Origin of the sequence: Collinsella sp. AM16-21, assembly GCF_003471905.1 — a bacterium.
GTDB lineage: Bacteria > Actinomycetota > Coriobacteriia > Coriobacteriales > Coriobacteriaceae > Collinsella.
Genome location: NZ_QRKJ01000003.1, coordinates 42,421 through 58,586 on the forward strand (window position 1 = coordinate 42,421; position 16,166 = coordinate 58,586).

Annotated in this window: 12 protein-coding genes and 1 tRNA gene; 9 read left to right on the forward strand and 4 right to left on the reverse strand. The window is 63.3% G+C overall.

Features of this window, described 5'->3' with window-relative positions:
- Positions 1 to 109 precede the first annotated feature (109 nt).
- Together DW180_RS02630 and glmU are read right to left on the reverse strand one after the other, a co-directional pair.
- Complete coding sequence (locus tag DW180_RS02630) at positions 110 to 1,096, reverse strand: ribose-phosphate pyrophosphokinase (RefSeq protein ID WP_089573682.1); 987 nt, start codon at positions 1,094 to 1,096, stop codon at positions 110 to 112.
- 190 nt (positions 1,097 to 1,286) lie between these two features.
- Positions 1,287 to 2,699, reverse strand: a complete 1,413-nt coding sequence (gene glmU, locus DW180_RS02635) for a bifunctional UDP-N-acetylglucosamine diphosphorylase/glucosamine-1-phosphate N-acetyltransferase GlmU (protein ID WP_118237286.1) — start codon at positions 2,697 to 2,699, stop codon at positions 1,287 to 1,289.
- Between the two features lie 96 nt (positions 2,700 to 2,795).
- Here glmU and DW180_RS02640 point away from each other — a divergent pair, with 96 nt between their 5' ends.
- The 3 genes from DW180_RS02640 to DW180_RS02650 are packed head-to-tail and all read left to right on the forward strand — an operon-like array spanning position 2,796 to position 6,146.
- A complete protein-coding gene (locus DW180_RS02640; protein WP_233545155.1) occupies positions 2,796 to 3,785 on the forward strand; it encodes an energy-coupling factor transporter transmembrane component T in 990 nt (329 codons plus the stop codon).
- Positions 3,785 to 5,428 (forward strand): ABC transporter ATP-binding protein, encoded by a 1,644-nt coding sequence (locus DW180_RS02645; protein WP_118237288.1) that lies wholly within the window; start codon positions 3,785 to 3,787, stop codon positions 5,426 to 5,428. Before DW180_RS02640 ends, DW180_RS02645 begins: the two co-directional genes overlap by 1 nt.
- Before the next feature lie 4 nt (positions 5,429 to 5,432).
- Entirely contained in the window at positions 5,433 to 6,146 is a 714-nt protein-coding gene (locus DW180_RS02650; RefSeq protein ID WP_118237289.1) for a DUF6580 family putative transport protein, read from the forward strand.
- A gap of 286 nt (positions 6,147 to 6,432) precedes the next feature.
- On the opposite strand, the gene DW180_RS02655 is transcribed toward DW180_RS02650, so the two are convergent.
- Positions 6,433 to 7,251, reverse strand: coding sequence for an exodeoxyribonuclease III (locus tag DW180_RS02655; RefSeq protein ID WP_118237291.1), 819 nt, complete (start codon positions 7,249 to 7,251; stop codon positions 6,433 to 6,435).
- Positions 7,252 to 7,365: 114 nt separating this feature from the next.
- On the opposite strand from DW180_RS02655, the gene DW180_RS02660 reads away from it, so the two are divergent.
- From DW180_RS02660 to DW180_RS02670, 3 genes are read left to right on the forward strand one after another with little or no spacing between them, the layout of a single operon-like run.
- On the forward strand, positions 7,366 to 8,226 hold the full coding sequence (locus tag DW180_RS02660; protein WP_233545157.1) for an NAD-dependent protein deacylase: 861 nt from the start codon (positions 7,366 to 7,368) through the stop codon (positions 8,224 to 8,226).
- Positions 8,213 to 9,943, forward strand: coding sequence for a 2-amino-4-hydroxy-6-hydroxymethyldihydropteridine diphosphokinase (gene folK / locus DW180_RS02665; protein WP_117646166.1), 1,731 nt, complete (start codon positions 8,213 to 8,215; stop codon positions 9,941 to 9,943). Before DW180_RS02660 ends, folK begins: the two co-directional genes overlap by 14 nt.
- Complete coding sequence (locus DW180_RS02670) at positions 9,944 to 10,645, forward strand: hypothetical protein (RefSeq protein WP_118237293.1); 702 nt, start codon at positions 9,944 to 9,946, stop codon at positions 10,643 to 10,645. It begins immediately after the preceding gene.
- 208 nt (positions 10,646 to 10,853) lie between these two features.
- Here the strand turns inward: DW180_RS02670 and DW180_RS02675 are convergent, their stop codons facing one another.
- Positions 10,854 to 11,702, reverse strand: coding sequence for a type III pantothenate kinase (locus tag DW180_RS02675; protein WP_118237295.1), 849 nt, complete (start codon positions 11,700 to 11,702; stop codon positions 10,854 to 10,856).
- A 196-nt stretch (positions 11,703 to 11,898) separates the two neighbouring features.
- Here DW180_RS02675 and DW180_RS02680 point away from each other — a divergent pair.
- From DW180_RS02680 to DW180_RS02690, 3 genes are all read left to right on the forward strand, one after another.
- Positions 11,899 to 11,975, forward strand: a tRNA-Met gene (locus DW180_RS02680).
- 530 nt (positions 11,976 to 12,505) lie between these two features.
- Positions 12,506 to 14,536 (forward strand): bilirubin reductase, long form, encoded by a 2,031-nt coding sequence (gene bilR, locus DW180_RS02685; protein WP_118237297.1) that lies wholly within the window; start codon positions 12,506 to 12,508, stop codon positions 14,534 to 14,536.
- Positions 14,537 to 14,792: 256 nt separating this feature from the next.
- Positions 14,793 to 16,097, forward strand: a complete 1,305-nt coding sequence (locus tag DW180_RS02690; RefSeq protein ID WP_118237299.1) for an ATP-binding protein — start codon at positions 14,793 to 14,795, stop codon at positions 16,095 to 16,097.
- The last annotated feature ends 69 nt before the right edge of the window (positions 16,098 to 16,166 follow it).

Consider the following 16,166-nt stretch of genomic DNA (forward strand, 5'->3'; position numbering starts at 1 on the left):
TACGTATCTGAACTAACTGTCCATGGAAGGTTGGCGAGGGATAGAAAAAGGGTCGGAAGCGAGCTTCCGACCCTTTAAAAGCATCAAAGATGATGCGATGCGCGTTGGATTACAGCGCGAAGTCGCCGCCGACGAGCGTGGAGACGGGCTCCTCGTGGTAAACGGCGGAGATGGCCTGAGCGAACTCCTCGGCGACCGAGATGGTCTTGATCTTGCCGCCGACCTCGACGGGAATGGCGTCGGTGACGACGCACTCGACGATCGGGGCGTCGTTCAGGCGCTCGATGGCCGGACCGGAGAAGATGCCGTGGGTGGCGCACACGTAGATGTCGCCAGCGCCCATAGCCTTGAGCTCCTTGACGTTGGCGCACAGGGTGCCAGCGGTGTCGATCATGTCGTCGTTGATGATGCAGGTCTTGCCCTTGATGTCACCGATGATGCCCATGACCTCGGCGGCGTTGTGGCGCGGACGGCCCTTGTGGGCGATGGCCAGGTCGCAGCCGAGCATGTCGGAGAGCTTCTTGGCGGCCTTGGCACGACCCACGTCGGGGGAGACGACAACCAGGTTGTCGGTGTCGAAGTGCATGTCGTTGTAGTACTGGCCAAACAGCGGCAGTGCGGACAGGTGGTTAACCGGGATATCGAAGAAGCCCTGGATCTGGCCCTGGTGCAGGTCGAGGGTGATGATGCGGTTGACGCCGGCGCGCTCGAGCAGGTTGGCGACGAGGCGGGCGGTGATGGGCTCGCGCGGGCCGGCCTTGCGGTCCTGGCGGGCATAGCCGTAGTGGGTGATGACGGCGGTGATGGAGCGGGCGGATGCGCGCTTGGCAGCGTCGGTGGCGATGAGCAGCTCCATGAGCATGTCGTTGACGTTGCCACCGGCCACGGACTGAATCAGGAAGACGTCGGCGCCGCGGACGGTCTCGTCGTAGCGGGCGTAAATCTCACCGTTGGCGAACTGCTTTAGCGTAAGGCCCGAAAGCTCGACCCCAAGGTACTCAGCAATCTTCTGAGCGAGGGGACGGTTGGAGGAACCGGAATACACACGGATGGACTTGCGCATATTCTCCGACTTCTCGGGATCATTAATCGGCATTACCCTTCTCCTTTAATATCGAATGCCATATAGATGCCTTGTTGCATTGTAACCGCGCGGCGGGGTTTATCGGGTCTTGATAACGTCTTTACCGTCAACGGACACGAACCGACCACTCTCCGGCCGCGCAGGTCAGCATAGAAAAAGGAGCTGTCCCCATGGAACAGCTCCTTTTGTGCTTGGTAAAACGTTATACCTCGTCGTCCTCGTGCAGGCGGCGGCGGTAATCGGCGGCCCAGCTCTCAATATTTACCTGACGGGCGCGGCCCAGACCGAGTGCGTCGGCCGGGACCGGCTCGGTGATGACGGAGCCGGCGGCCACGAGTGCACCGTCGCCGATCTGGGCGGGTGCGACCATCATGGTGTCGGAACCGATGAAGGCATCCTTGCCGATGACGGTCTTGTGCTTGTGGACGCCGTCGTAGTTGCAGGTGATGGAGCCCGCGCCCACGTTGACGCCGGAGCCCATGGTGGTGTCGCCGATGTAGGACAGGTGCGGCACCTTGGAGCCCTCGCCGATCGTGGACTTCTTGATCTCCACGTGCGTGCCGGCCTTGGAACCGTCGAGCATGTGGGTACCCGGGCGCAGGTAGGCGCGCGGGCCGCAGTCGACGCCGTTCTCGATGACGGCCTCGATGGCGATGGTCTCATCGATGGTGCAGCCGCTGCCGACGGTGGTGTCGGTGAGACGGCTGTTGGGGCCGAGCTGGCACTCCTCGCCCACGGTGACGTGGCCGATCAGGTGCGTCTGCGGCCACACGACGGTATCGCGGCCGATGGTGGCGTCGGGGCCAATCCAGGCCTGCGTGGGATCGATGAAGGTAACGCCTTCGGCCATCCAGTGCTCGTTGATGCGGTCGCGCGCAATGGCGGTAAGCTGCGCGAGCTGGATGCGGCTGTTGACGCCCAAGCCGTCGCGGTAGTCGTCGCAGTGGAAGATGGAGACTGCCTGGCCGTGGCCTTTGAGGATCTCGAGCATGTCGGGCAGGTAGTACTCGGACTGCGCGTTGTCGTTGCCGATCTCGTCGATGTGGGCGGCGAGCTGCGCGCCGTCGAAGGCGTAGCAGCCGGCGTTGCACTCGAGCAGCGTGGCGGCCTGCTCGGGCGTGCAGTCCTTCTGCTCGATGATGCGCTCGATCTGGCCGTCGGCGCCCAGCTTGATGCGGCCGTAGCCGAAGGGGTCGGGCGGGGTCATGGTCATGACGGTGCAGGCGAGCTCGCCGGTGGCGACGGTCTGCGCGAACTTGGCGACGGTGTCGGCAGTGATGAGCGGCAGGTCGCCGTTGAGCACGACGACCGGGCCTTGCGTGATGCCGCAGGCCTCGAGCGCGACCTTGACGGCGTGGCCGGTGCCCAGGCGCTCGGTCTGCTCGACGCACTCGACCTTGGTGGTGCTGGTGGCGTAGGCGCCGTCGATGAGGGCGCGCATCTCGTCGGCGTGGCTGCCGATGACGACTACGACGCGGTTGCAGCCGGCCTTGATGGTGGCGTCGACGATCCACTGGACCATGGGCTTACCCAGGATCTTGTGCGAAACCTTGCAGTGGTTCGACTTCATGCGGGTGCCCTCGCCGGCGGCGAGGATAATTGCGGTTGCGTCCATGTGATCTCCTGTTACGTTATAGAGACGTGTGTTTGGAAACGATACACGGCGCAATATGATACCGCAGGCATATGATGAGCGCGTAACGTTTGACGCGTGACGGCCGATGTCGCTGCCATCGGCGTGGTGTTTGCGCTGGTTGTGCATGGCGGCGGCGCTGCGGCGTTGGCGTTTTGCGCGAGGGGATGGGAGGTGTCCGTGGATATCATGCGAGAGGAATCGGGTAACGAACCCGTCGCGGCATTTTCGATGTCACATCCGGCGGTGCCGGCGCTCTACATGGTGCTGACGCTGGGACTCACCATGTTCTCGATGCAACCGGTGCTGATTGCGCTGTCGCTTGCGGGCGGGCTGGCGTACGGGCTTGCGACGCGCGGCGTCGCGCGCACGTTGGGGGCGCTTCGCTGGCAGCTGCCGGTGATTTTGATCATCGCGGTGCTCAATCCGCTGTTTAGCGCCTCGGGCTCGACGGAGCTGTTCCGTATTGGCATGCGTGCGGTGTATCTGGAGAGCATGGTTTACGGCCTGTGCATGGGCGGGCTGTTTGTGGCGAGCGTGCTGTGGTTTGAGGCCGCGGCGTCGATGCTTGGCTACGACAAGGTGCTCGCGCTTTTGGGCAACGCCGCGCCGGTGATCGCGCTCATGATTTCGATGTGCATGCGGCTGATTCCGCAGTTCTTACGCCGCGGTCGTACGGTGCTGGCGGTGCAGGACGCGATTGATGTACCGGGGCGCGCACCGGCCGACCCCGTGCGTTCGCGCCTGCGGACATCGAGCGTGCTGATGGGCTGGGGCATGGAGGATTCGCTGGAGCGCGCCGACGCCATGCGCTCGCGCGGATGGGGTGCCGCGGCGCGTCGTACGACGTATGCGCGGTATCGGCTGGGGCGCGCCGACGTTGCCGCGCTGGTTGGGCTTGCGATGTTTGGCGTGGCCACGGCGGCGGTGGCGTGGACCGCGACAACGCAGTATTCGTTTTACCCGCAGCTTTCGGCGCCGGCGCCGTGGCCGGGCTATGTTGTATACGCGGCCTGGATGGTGCTGCCCTGCGTGCTGCACGCGATTGACGAGAAGAGGTTTGGCTGATGGCTCGGTTGGATAGGGGCCCGGTGTCGGGCGCGGCGTGCGGCCCGGATATGCCGGCGATTGAGGTGCGGAGCCTGAGCTTTGCCTACCCCGATGCTGATGCTGCGGTGCTCGAGGGGCTCGACTGGGTTGTTCCCCAGGGCGCGTTTGCGCTGCTCGTTGGTGGTACCGGATCGGGTAAGTCGACGCTGCTGTCGCTGCTCAAGCCCGAGATCGCTCCGGCGGGCGAGCGCACTGGCGGACTGCGCGTGCTGGGCGAGAACGTTGCCGACATGGACGTGCGCGCGTCCGCGGAGCGCGTGGGCTATGTGTTTCAGGATCCCGAGAACCAGATCGTGTGCGAAACCGTGTGGCACGAGATGGCGTTTGGCCTGGAAAACTTAGGCATGTCGCGCGACGAGATGCGCCGTCGTGTAGCAGAGACTAGCTATTTCTTTGGGCTGGAGGATTGGCTTCACCGCGATACTGACACGCTTTCGGGGGGACGCAAGCAGCTGCTGTCCTTGGCGGCCGTGCTGGCGTTGCGCCCGCGCGTGCTGCTGCTCGACGAGCCCACATCCCAGTTGGATCCCGTCGCCGAGAAGAATTTTCTGCACGCGCTGTTTCGCGTGAATCGCGAACTGGGCTGCACGGTTGTTGTGGCAACGCACCAGCCGCGCCCGATGCTCGAATACGCGACGTGCGCGTACCGGATCGAGGGCGGCAGCGTGCGCGAGGCGGCTGACATCGCCTCCTTGGGTCATCGTGAAGAGCTATTTTCCGACGAGATGCCGGGGTGGGGTGGCTCGCGGCGTGCAAAAAACGGAATTTTCAGCAACGTTGGTGGCCAGCAGGGGTCTTTTGACCCGCGCGCGGGTGCTGCGGGTGCAAAAAGGGGACTGAAATCGGGCAAATCGGCTGAATTTGAGGCGCAAATTCAGCCGCAGGACGGCTCGGGGGCGCCAACACGCGCCGGCGGATGCCGAATATTCCCAAAAATGCACGCTGGGTCGGCTACCACCCTGGCAAGGAGCTGGTTTCGCTACGATCGAACGTCCGGCTGGGTGCTGCGCGGACTCGATGCGGCGTTTTCGGCTGGCGCGGTGCATGCGATTGTGGGCGGTAACGGCTGCGGCAAGTCGACATTGCTTTCGGTGCTGGCCAAAACGGTCAAGTTGCAACGTGGGCGTATGGAACGTGCGGCGGGATCGGCGGCGCTGCTGCCTCAGAATCCCAAGGCGTTGCTGGTTGCCGAGACGGTGCACGACGAGCTAATGGAATGGGCTTCGACCTGCGGGTACGACGAGGCCATGGCGCAGGAGCGCGCGGCGAGTCTGGGGCTTGCGGGCTTGGGGGATCGTCACCCCTATGACCTTTCGGGTGGGCAGCGTCAGCTGCTCGCGTTGGCAAAGCTGCTGCTGATCGGTCCCGAGCTGCTATTGCTCGATGAGCCAACCAAGGGTCTGGACCTGGTCAGCCGCCGGATTATCGCTCGCGCCCTGCGCGACCATGCGCAGGCTGGCGGCACCGTCATCATGGCCACGCACGATCTGGATTTTGCCGAACAGGTTGCTGATGACATTGCCATGATGTTCGACGGCGAGGTTGCCTGCATGGAGCCGCCGGCCGACTTCTTTGCCGACAATGTGTTTTATAGGGCGTGATGGGATGACGGATTATCGCGTCGCGCGCCTGCTCGCAAAACTGGAGATCCCGCTGCTGCTGGCGGTGCCAGCCGTGATGGCTGCGGCGTTGCTGGCGGGCGTTGAGCAGGCGGCGCTTACCATGCTGGTTGTGGTGGCGCTGGTGCTGGCGCTGTTCTTTGCGGGCTACGAGGCGTCGCGTCCGGGCCTGCGCCAGATTATGCCCACGCTGGTTCTGGCGGCACTGGCCGCGGCGGGCCGCATCTTGTTCGGCCCCATTCCCGACTTTAAACCCGTGAGCGCCATTGCCATTGTCGCGGGAGCGACGTTGGGTCGACGCAACGGCTTCATGGTCGGCGCGTTGGCAGCGCTGACCAGCAATTTCTTTTTTGGACAGGGCATGTGGACGCCATGGCAGATGTATGCCTGGGGCCTGGTGGGCTACGTCGGCGGTGTGCTGGCGTACGCGGGTGCTTTTGATCGCGCCGATGGAACCGTGCGCATGCCGGCGCTACTGACCTACGGTTTTGCTTCGGGTTTGCTATACGGCGTGGTAATCAACGCCTACGACATCATCGGTTTTGTGCAGCCGCTCACGTGGGCGGGAGCCGTGGCGCGTCTTGCTATGGCGGTGCCGTTCGATATCACACACGGCCTCGCGACCTGCGTGTTCTTGGCCGCCCTCTACAAGCCTTGGTGTCGACGGATCAACCGCGTCGTCGTGAAATACGGACTGTAGGGCCGGTTGCCCCGGGGCGGGAATCAATACTGCCTTGGTGTCATATCAAAACTATGCCGGTTTACGGGGCTGGATTGGCGCGGGCCGACCATAGCGGCATTTTGCGAAAATAGACGAGCCGTCTACCTGCGGTTTTATTTTGCCTCAGCTACGTGTGGTTGGGGGTTCGCGATTTATCCCCGTAAACCGGCATGGTTCTGAAACGGGCCGACTCGCATGACGGTCGCAGCGGGCCCCAGAAGACTAAATGACCAGTTTTCCTCCGACCTCGGGGGATCAGTTGGGGCTAGAGCTCTAGTGTGAGGGTGACGGGGCAGTGGTCACTGCCAAAGATGTCGCCGCGGATGCCGGCGTCGCGCACATTGCCGGCGATTGCGTCGCTCACCAGGAAGTAGTCGATGCGCCAGCCGGCGTTGTTCTTGCGGGCATTAAAGCGATAGCTCCACCAGCTGTAGACGCCCTCGACGTCGGGATTTGCCGCGCGCCAGGTATCGGTAAAACCGGCGTCGAGGAGCTCGGTAAACTTACCGCGCTCCTCGTCCGAAAAGCCTGCGTTGCCGCGGTTGGACTTGGGGTTCTTAAGGTCGATCTCCTCGTGTGCCACGTTAAAGTCGCCGCAGGTTACGACGGGCTTGCCGGTTTCGCGCTCAAGCGCGCTCAAAAAGCCGCGATAGGCATCGTCCCAGGCCATGCGCACGTCGATGCGCGCGAGCTCGTTTTGGGCGTTGGGCGTATAGACGTCCACGAACCAAAACTTGTCGAACTCGAGCGCGCAGACGCGGCCCTCGGTTGCGGCTTGGGCGACGAGCTCGGCCGCCTCGCCCTCGCCGGCGTAGGGCAGCAGTGCATCGGCGCGCAGCACGCGCAGCGGTTCCTGGCGGCTAAAGACCGCGGTGCCCGAGTAGCCCTTGCGCTCGGCGTAGCTCCAGGTTTGGTGATAGCCGGCCAGGTCGATATCGACCTGGCCCTCCTGCAGCTTGGTCTCCTGCAGCGCTAGGACATCGACATCGAGTTCCTGCGCGATCTGGATAAAGCTCGGGTCCTTTTTGAGCACGGCGCGCAGGCCGTTGACGTTCCACGAGGCGAAAGTGTAAGTCTGAGGCATGGTGTCCTTTCGACGGGGTTGGCAGGCTTAAGATTAGCGCAACAGGGGCGGGGTGAGCTCCGTGGGCGACGGCGCAATCGCAGCCGCCCCGACCAACGTGGACGGAGGACAAACATGACGCAAGCGATAACAGATTCCAAGCAGGCCTCCACCGCGCTGGCGGAGCTGTTCAATACCCACAAGCGCGTGGTCTTCTTTGGCGGCGCCGGTGTTTCCACGGCAAGTGGCATCCCCGATTTCCGCAGCGTGGACGGCCTGTATCACCAGCAGTTTGCCTACCCGCCCGAGACTATGCTCTCGCATAGCTTTTATGAGGCGCATCCGGCCGAGTTCTTCGACTTCTACCGCACCAAGATGATTGCGCTTGGCGCCAAGCCCAACCGCTGCCACACCAAGCTGGCCGAGTTGGAGCGCGCCGGTAAGCTAAATGCCGTGGTGACGCAAAATATCGACGGCCTGCATCAGATGGCCGGCTCACAGCGCGTGTTCGAGCTGCACGGATCGGTCCATCGCAACATTTGCCGGTCGTGCGGCGCGGTCTATAGCGCCGAGTGGATTTGCTCGCGCGAGCACGAGGACGCCGCGGGCGTACCCGTGTGTCCTGCGTGCGGTGGGCGCATCAAGCCCGATGTGGTGCTCTACGAGGAGCCGCTCGACGAGCACGTGCTGACCGGCGCCGTTGCCGCCATCGCCGCGGCCGATGCCCTCATTGTGGGCGGGACCTCGCTCGTGGTGTATCCGGCGGCGGGCCTTACGCGTTACTTTACCGGCGATACGCTGGCCATTTGCAATCTTGCTCCCACCGATCAGGATGCAAATGCCGACCTGCTGATTTCTTGCGACATCGCGGCCGCGTTTGCGTTCCAGCCCGTGTGCGCGGATACAATAGAAAGACTGATTGCAAAGCGACCCCGCCGCCTGCGCCCGAGCGCGGCGGCGCGGGCATTTGAGGAGGATGTTCATGGCGAACGATAGCAAGACATGGCGGTGCGGAAAGTATGAGCTCAGCTTTGACCGTCCGCGCATCATGGGCGTCCTCAACGTGACGCCCGATTCGTTTAGCGATGGCGGGGAGCATTTCGACCCGGATGCCGCCATCGAGTACGGCCTGGCGATGCTCGACGCCGGCGCCGACATCATCGACGTGGGCGGCGAGTCCACGCGCCCCGGATTTACCCCGGTCAATCCCGATGAGGAGGCTCGCCGCGTGCTGCCCGTGGTGCGCGCGCTGGCCAAAGAGGGCGCCATCGTCTCGATCGACACGCGCCACGTGGCGGTTGCTAAGGCGGCCGTGCGCTGCGGCGCCTCGATCGTCAACGACGTGACCGGCTTCACCGACTCCAAGATGGTCGAGTTTGTTAAGACGAGCACCTGCGGCGTCATTGTGATGCATGCCGGCGAGGTCGCCGCTCCCGCTCGTACGCACGCGACGGTGCAGCTCGATACCTCGGCCGCGGCGTTTGTTGCCGAGAAGGCGCGCGAGGCGGCTGCCGAGGCCGCGCGTGAGGCCGAGAAGCCGGCTCGCCGCCGTCGCGGCAAGTTGCTGGGCGAGCCTAAGCCGGAGACCAAGCTTCCGGGCGGCGTGGTGCAGCCCTCGTTGCCGTTTGGCGAACCTGAGCCCGCGACCGAGCCTGCAAGCGAGCAGGAGACGCCGGCCGCCGAGCAGGCTGCTGCCGCCGAGACCGTCGCGCCCGCGCCCGAGGCCACCGAGGCCGCATCGGAGTCCAATGACCGCCTGGCCGCCATGATGCGCCGCAGCGCCCGCCGCGAGGAAGCCTACGTGCCCACCTCGCAGCTCCGCCGCTTCACCCTGCCCGATTCGGCACCCATCATGCGCCGCGTCATGGGCTTTCTGTCCGACCAGGCCCGCGCGCTCATCCACGCCGGCGTGTCGCGCGACCGCATCTGCATCGATCCTGGCCCGGGCTTTGGTAAGTCGGCTAACGAGGACATCGTCATCCAGCGCGAGACTGCCAAGATGGCGTCACTGGGCTATCCGCTCATGTGCGCCGTATCGCGCAAGCGCTTTGTGGGCGCCGTCTCGGGCGTGACCGAGGCCGCCGAGCGCGATGCCGCTACGTTTGGCGTGTGCCTGGGCGCCATCCAGGCCGGCGCCAACATCGTGCGCGTGCACGACGCCGCGGGCTTTGCGCAGTTCCTGAACGGCTACTGGGCGGTTGCCAAGCCGCAGCCGCGCCGCGCGTTTGTGGCCGTGGGATCCAACTTGGGGCATCGCTGCGACAACATCCGCGCCGCACGCGACATGATCGCCGAGATTCCACTTACCTGCGTGTCCAACTCCTCCAAGATCTACGAGAGCGAGCCGGCCTACGAGACGCGCCAGGACGCGTTTGCCAACGCCGTCATCGAGATTAAGACCGAGTTGGCGCCGCTGGTGCTGCTCGACGAGCTCATGAAGATCGAGGCCGAGCTGGGCCGCGACCGCTCCAAAAAGGCCAAGGCCAACGGTCCGCGCACCATCGACCTGGACCTGCTGTGGATGGACGGCGAGACCCACGGCGGCAAAAAGCTGCGCCTGCCGCATCCACTGATCGGCGAGCGCGACTTTGTGCTGGTGCCGCTCGAGGACCTGATGCACGACCCGGCGCGGTTCTTCCGCTACAACGGCGTCGAGGTCAAGGAGCCCGAGGACCGCGTGGGCCATATCGTGGGTGAATTGGGGCGTATGTAGATGATCGAGATGAACGCTGTAGTCGCTGGCACTGAGCTCGACGCGGCGCGTGACGCGGGTCGCGAGGGCGTGTCCGCGGGCTGGTGCGCGTGGAGTGTGGGCGATGCTTCGCTGACGTTTTCGCTGGTTGTGCGTCCGGATGTGAATATGCACGCCTTCCACGGCCTACCGTTTGTGGCCGCGATGGGCATGATGGACGCGCTTGTGGGCACGGCATCGACGCCGGGGTTGGGCCTTGCCGGTAAGGTGGGTATCCAGTGGCCGAGCGATATCGTGTGCGGTGCGCCTGCGTTTGAGACGTCGTTCGCGCGCGTCGCCGTCAACGGCGGTGCCGGTGCCGCGGGCATGTTCGGTGCCGTGACGGTGGATATTGAGCGTTCGGCGTTGAGCGAGCTCGGTGTAGATGTGGCTGACGAAGCGCTGATCGAGGCATTGGCCACCGCTGTGCTGACCCGCGTTGACGCCTGGGCGGTTGCCGCCAACACGCCGCAGGGCGCTGCCGGCCCGCTGGCTCCGGTGCTGGGTGAGTACTTCGATATGGTGCCACTGCTGGGTCGTCAGGTCGCGGCGGTGTCGCCCAACGGTTTGCCGCTTGCGGTCGGTGTGTTTGCGGGCCTGGACATCTGGGGTCGCGCGACCATCAAGACCGATGCCGGCGAGCAGGAGTTTCCGCCCGAGGCCGTACGGATTCGCGGACTGTAACGCGAGGCGCCCGCGCTCAAAGATAGCGATGACAACGAAGCCCTCTTCGGCCTGTGCCGGGGAGGGTTTCGCCTATCTGGGGAATGGGTTGCCAGCGCCCTATTCCTCAAAACTGAAAAATTTTCGTTTTTGAGGAATAGGAAACATGCACGATATCGCTGCGCTGGGCGTATTCGAGGAGTCTCTATTCCTCAAAATTGAAAATTTTTCAGTTTTGAGGAATAGGCTTGGCGAACGTTTGCGGGGCTGTGGCATCGGGCGTGCTCGACTTATGCCCCTGTTTTACCCCCAGCTTCTGCATGCGGCGGTAGATTTCGCAGATGCCCTTGATGGTGAGCTGCCCGTCGACCACATCGAAGGCATCGGTCGAATCGGCGACGATGCCCGCGAGACCGCCCGTGGCGATAACGGTGGCGTCCTCGCGTCCCAGCTCGCGCTTCATGCGCGCGACCAGGCCCTCGGCCATGGCGGCGGCGCCCATCACGGCGCCGACCTTGATGCACTCCTCGGTATCGCGGCCGATGGCGTGCTCGGGTGCCTCGAGCGGAACGCTGGCGAGCTTGGCGGCACGGGCGGCAAGCGCGTCCATGGAGATGCGGATGCCCGGCGCGATCGCTCCGCCAATGTAATAACCGTCCTCATCGATGACGTCGATATTGGTCGCGGTGCCAAAGTCCACCACGATCGCCGGGGCGCCGTAGAAAGTTTCGGCCGCAACGGCGTTGGCGATGCGATCGGCACCTACGGCCTGGGGACGCGCCGCACGCAGCTTGGTCACGGTGGCAGTCTGCGGCCCGATAACGATGGCGTCTGCCGCGATGCGGTCGGCCACAGTGTGCCACTCGCGCGAGAGCTGCGGCACCACGCCGGCAAAGGCGATCGCGTCGACCGTGTCGAGCGAGAGGTCGTACATCTTAAAGAAGCCCATCAGGCGCACATGGATCTCGTCGGCGGTATAGGAGCGGTCGGTGGGCATGCGCCACGACTGCACCAGCTCGTTTCCGTCAAACAGGCCCATGGCCGTCTGCGTGTTTCCCATATCGATAGCGAGCAGCATGTCTACTCCCGGTGTCGGCGTAAAAGGACGCGCACCATTGTATACGTGCCGTCGGCGGCGCTCGGCTGCGATTCGTATACGGTGATAGGGGCTGAGGGGTTTAAATATGAAGGAATTATGCTCTACGAGATTTTCCTTGCCGTTTACCGAACTCCCACGTAATATTCTTTCTTGCGCACATGAGGCGCCCAGACATTGCGGGGTGGAGCAGTCTGGTAGCTCGCCGGGCTCATAACCCGGAGGTCGTAGGTTCAAATCCTGCCCCCGCGACCAAGAACTTACAGCTCGTCGGCCTAGCCGGCGAGCTTTTTTGTTATTTCGGGACCGTGTTTTCGGTCCAATTCTCGGCCTCTCAAACAAGATCTCAATCCGTAACATCTAGACCCGATTTGGGCGGCTAGGTGTTACAGATCGAGATATACCGGTGAGTTGGGTCACGTTTGTCTAAATCTGTAACACGAGGGACGGATTTTGCCGAGTTGTTGTTACAGATTGAGATTTTCCGCCGGGACGGTTTTGGTTTGTCTCGATCTGTAACATCTGGGGCCCAAAAGTGGGCCTAGCTGTTACAGATCTAGATTGTTGAGGATGGGTTGAGAGGAATGTCTCGATCTGTAACAGGTAGATCCCGGTTTTGCTGAGTAACTGTTGCAGATTGAGACAGACCGACGGGCCGCCCCGCCCCATCCACCTGCCGCTACCTGCTGTCCGCCGATTTCCGTTGCGCCGCTGTATTCCCATGCCATATCCTCTAGACAACTACGCGGCAACATCGCCGCCGCGCCTACAAGAGAGGAATATCCATGACCGCACCTGCATCCAAGCTGCTCCAGCCCATTACGGTTGGCCCCCTTGAGCTCAAGAACCGCATTATGTTCCCGCCGCTGACCACCGGCTACGAGGAGCGCGACGGCTCCATTGGCGAGCGCAGCCTGGCTTTTTACGAGCGCCTGGCCCGTGGCGGCGTGAGCTACATCGTCATCGGCGACGTCGCTCCCGTTATGACCGCAAGCCCCACGCCCAAGCTGGCGACCGACGCTCAGATTCCCACGTTTAAGGCGCTGGCCGACGCCGTCCACAAGCACGGCGCCAGGGTTGCGCTGCAGCTGTTCCACCCCGAGTACGACGTGCCCGGTGTCGGCCGCATGGTCATGGGTTCCATGGCTGCCGCCAAGGCCGCGCAGGAGGCTAAGGCCGCCGGCGACGAGGAGACCTTTGCCGCCAAGATGGCCGAGTCCAACGAGATCCGCAATCAGGCCTACGCCAAGCTGCACCACGACATGCAGCACTTTGTGAACGAGGCGAGCGAGGAGCAGCTCACCCAGATCAAGGAGGCCATCGCTGCCTCGGCTGCCCGTGCGCAGCAGGCCGGCATCGACGCCATCGAGGTCCACGGCGACCGTCTGGTGGGTTCGCTGTGCTCGGCAATCCTCAACAAGCGCACCGACGAGTACGGTGGCTCGTTCGAGAACCGCGTTCGCTACGCGCTGGAGGTTGTCGCCGCCATTAAGGAGGCCGCGCCGCAGCTGATGGTGGAGTACAAGCTCCCCGTGATTATGGAGAACCCCGACGGCACGCCGCGCGGCAAGGGCGGCCTGCAGCCCGACGAGGCCTGCGAGTTCGCCAAGCTGCTCGAGGGCGCGGGCATCGATATGATCCAGGTCGCGCAGGCAAACCACACCGGCAACATGGGTGACACCATTCCGCCCATGGGCGCCATGCCCTACAACTGGACGCTGCCCGTGGCCGAGCGCGTCAAGGCCCTGGTCTCCGTGCCGGTGGCAACCGTGGGCCGTGTTGTCTCGGTCGAGGCCGGCGAGAAGATTCTGGAAGACGGCGCCGCCGACATCATTGCCTATGGCCGCTCGCTCATGTGCGACCCCGACATTGCGCTGAAGGCCGCCACGGGCGAGCCCATTCGCGAGTGCCTCAACTGCAACAAGGGCTGCGTCGACGCAATTCAAAACCGCAAGTACATCTCGTGCGTGCTTAATGCCGAGAACGGTGACGAGGCGACCATAGCCATCAAGCCGGGCGAGGGCGACAAGAAGATCGCCGTGGTGGGCGGCGGTATTGCCGGCCTGGAGGCCGCGCGCGTGGCGGCCAAGCGCGGCTACGACGTGACCGTCTACGAGGCGAGCGATCATCTGGGCGGCCAGATCGTGCTGGCGGCCGCGCCTCCGCGCAAGGACGAGATCATGCGCTCGGTCGAGTATTACGAGAAGATTCTGCCCGGCCTGGGCGTGAAGGTTGAGCTCAACCATGCTACTACCGCTGAGGACCTCAACGCCGCCGACGCCGCGATTGCGGCTGTGGGCGCGCACGACGTGGTCATCCCCGTTCCGGGTGCCGATTCGGACAAGGTCGTCTCGAGCTGGGACGTGCTTGCCGGTAAGGTGGAGCTTACGGGCCGCGTTGCCGTCATTGGCGGTGGCCTGGTGGGCACCGAGACTGCCGAGTACCTGCTGCAGCACGGCTGCGAGGTGGCGATCGTGGAGATGCTCGACAAGATTGCCGCGGGCGAGTCCGAGACCATTCTGCCGCTGATTATGAGCGACTTTGCCGAGCACAACGTGGAGCAGCACGTGAAGACCCGCCTGACCGCCATTACCGACGAGGGCGTGGAGGCCATTCGCACCACCGAGGACGGCGCCGAGGAGCCAGTGAAGATCGCCTGCGATTACGTGGTGATGGCCGTGGGTTCCAAGGCCAACGCATTTGACCTGGACGGCGTGACGGTGCCCGTGACCTGCGTGGGCGACTGCTCGGGCGAGCGTACCGCCGATATTGCGAGCGCCATTCGCACGGCGTATCACGCGGCCAACGAGCTCTAAGCAAGAAAGCTATCGCGTATTGAGTGGGCGGGGAGTGCCGTATCGGTGCTCCCCGCCTTTTTGCCAATAGAGTGTCCCTGATCAGCGGGTTCAGAAAATCCGAATCTTGAGCACCTGAAAATCCGAATCCTTAGAACATGAAAATCCGAACTATATGAACACGAAAATCCGAATCGCAACTACCCGAAAATCCGAATTTGCTACAGTGGAATAGAAGAATCAGAAAGCAGGACCTGGAAATCTGCGGGGGTGGCTCATGGCAGGTGAGAGGCTACATCGGGACGGATACATCCCACGTATCGTGGATGCGCAAATCGAGCGCTACCTTCACGTCTTTGGCGCGGTCGAGATTGCAGGCACCAAGTGGTGTGGCAAGACGTGGGCCGCGCTTGAGCATGGGGCGTCCGTCTCGTATGTCGACGAGAATCTCGACCTCGCGCGTGCCGACCCGGCGATGATGTTGCTGGGAGACCGTCCGCATATTATCGATGAGTGGCAGCGCGTTCCCCAAATTTGGGACTACGTTAGACACGAGGTTGACCGCACCCGGGGTACGCGCGGCGCCTATATCCTCACGGGTTCCGCCACGCCTGCGTTTGGCTCAAAGGCGGAGGCGCCCGCGCATAGTGGAGCCGGCCGCATCGGCCGCGTCCGCATGCACCCCATGACGCTTGCCGAGACAGGCGAGTCCAACGGCAAGGTGAGCCTGGCGGGCTTGTTTGAGCATCGTTTTGAGCCCTGTCGGTGCAATGGCGATACACCGGGGCTTGTCGAAGCCGCTTGCCGCGGCGGCTGGCCCGAGGCGATCGATATGGTTTCGGCTGACGCCCAGCTCATCGCCCGCGAATATCTCAACACCACGTTTTCGAGCAGCTTTCCGGCGGTCGGTCTCGACCCCGATATTGCTCGTCGAGTCTCTGCATCGATCGCGCGCAATCTGGGACAGGCAACCACGTATAAAACGATTCTTATGGATATGTTCGGTGCCGAGGAGGAGCCCGCAGCGTTTGCCGACGAGACCAAGGTGCGTAGGTACCTGGATGCCCTCAAAGGCATGTTCATTCTCGAGGAGGTCCCCGGTTGGGTTCCCGCCGCGCGCGACAAACGACGCTTTACCGTCAAGCCCAAGCGCTATCTGGCAGATCCGAGCCTTGCTTGCGCCTTGCTAGGTATGTCCTTGCAGGCGCTGCTTGCCGACTGGCAGACATTTGGTCTGGTGTTTGAGAATTTGGTCATACGCGACCTTTCGGTCTACGCACGTTCGCTCGACCTGCTGGATAGCACGCCCGTGCGCTATTATCGCGACGATTCGGGCCTTGAGTGCGATGCTATCGTGCAGCTAGCCGACGGACGGTGGGCCGCCTTTGAGATTAAGGTGAGTGAAGATAAAGCGAGCGCCGGCGTCGAGAGCCTCAAGCGCGTTCGCAAGAAGGTCTGTGGAAATCCTCGTTCACGCACACGCGAACCGGAGTTTATGGCCGTGATTGTGGGGGTGGGTGAGTACGCCCGCGAGGTCGAGGACGGTATCTACGCGATACCCGTGCGCGCGTTGGGGTGTTAAGGGGCGGCACGCCGTGTGCCCGCTGCCCGGTGCTGCGGATTGGTGCAAGTGGTCAGGTTTGTTTGCACC

Bases quoted from the DNA above. Each gene is read 5' to 3' on its own strand.
- DW180_RS02645 (WP_118237288.1), top strand. From the start codon at position 3,785: ATGGCTCGGTTGGATAGGGGCCCGGTGTCGGGCGCGGCGTGCGGCCCG.
- DW180_RS02670 (WP_118237293.1), top strand. From the start codon at position 9,944: ATGATCGAGATGAACGCTGTAGTCGCTGGCACTGAGCTCGACGCGGCG.
- DW180_RS02650 (WP_118237289.1), top strand. From the start codon at position 5,433: ATGACGGATTATCGCGTCGCGCGCCTGCTCGCAAAACTGGAGATCCCG.
- DW180_RS02690 (WP_118237299.1), top strand. From the start codon at position 14,793: ATGGCAGGTGAGAGGCTACATCGGGACGGATACATCCCACGTATCGTG.
- folK (WP_117646166.1), top strand. From the start codon at position 8,213: ATGGCGAACGATAGCAAGACATGGCGGTGCGGAAAGTATGAGCTCAGC.
- DW180_RS02630 (WP_089573682.1), bottom strand. From the start codon at position 1,096: ATGCCGATTAATGATCCCGAGAAGTCGGAGAATATGCGCAAGTCCATC.
- DW180_RS02660 (WP_233545157.1), top strand. From the start codon at position 7,366: ATGACGCAAGCGATAACAGATTCCAAGCAGGCCTCCACCGCGCTGGCG.
- bilR (WP_118237297.1), top strand. From the start codon at position 12,506: ATGACCGCACCTGCATCCAAGCTGCTCCAGCCCATTACGGTTGGCCCC.
- DW180_RS02655 (WP_118237291.1), bottom strand. From the start codon at position 7,251: ATGCCTCAGACTTACACTTTCGCCTCGTGGAACGTCAACGGCCTGCGC.
- glmU (WP_118237286.1), bottom strand. From the start codon at position 2,699: ATGGACGCAACCGCAATTATCCTCGCCGCCGGCGAGGGCACCCGCATG.
- DW180_RS02675 (WP_118237295.1), bottom strand. From the start codon at position 11,702: ATGCTGCTCGCTATCGATATGGGAAACACGCAGACGGCCATGGGCCTG.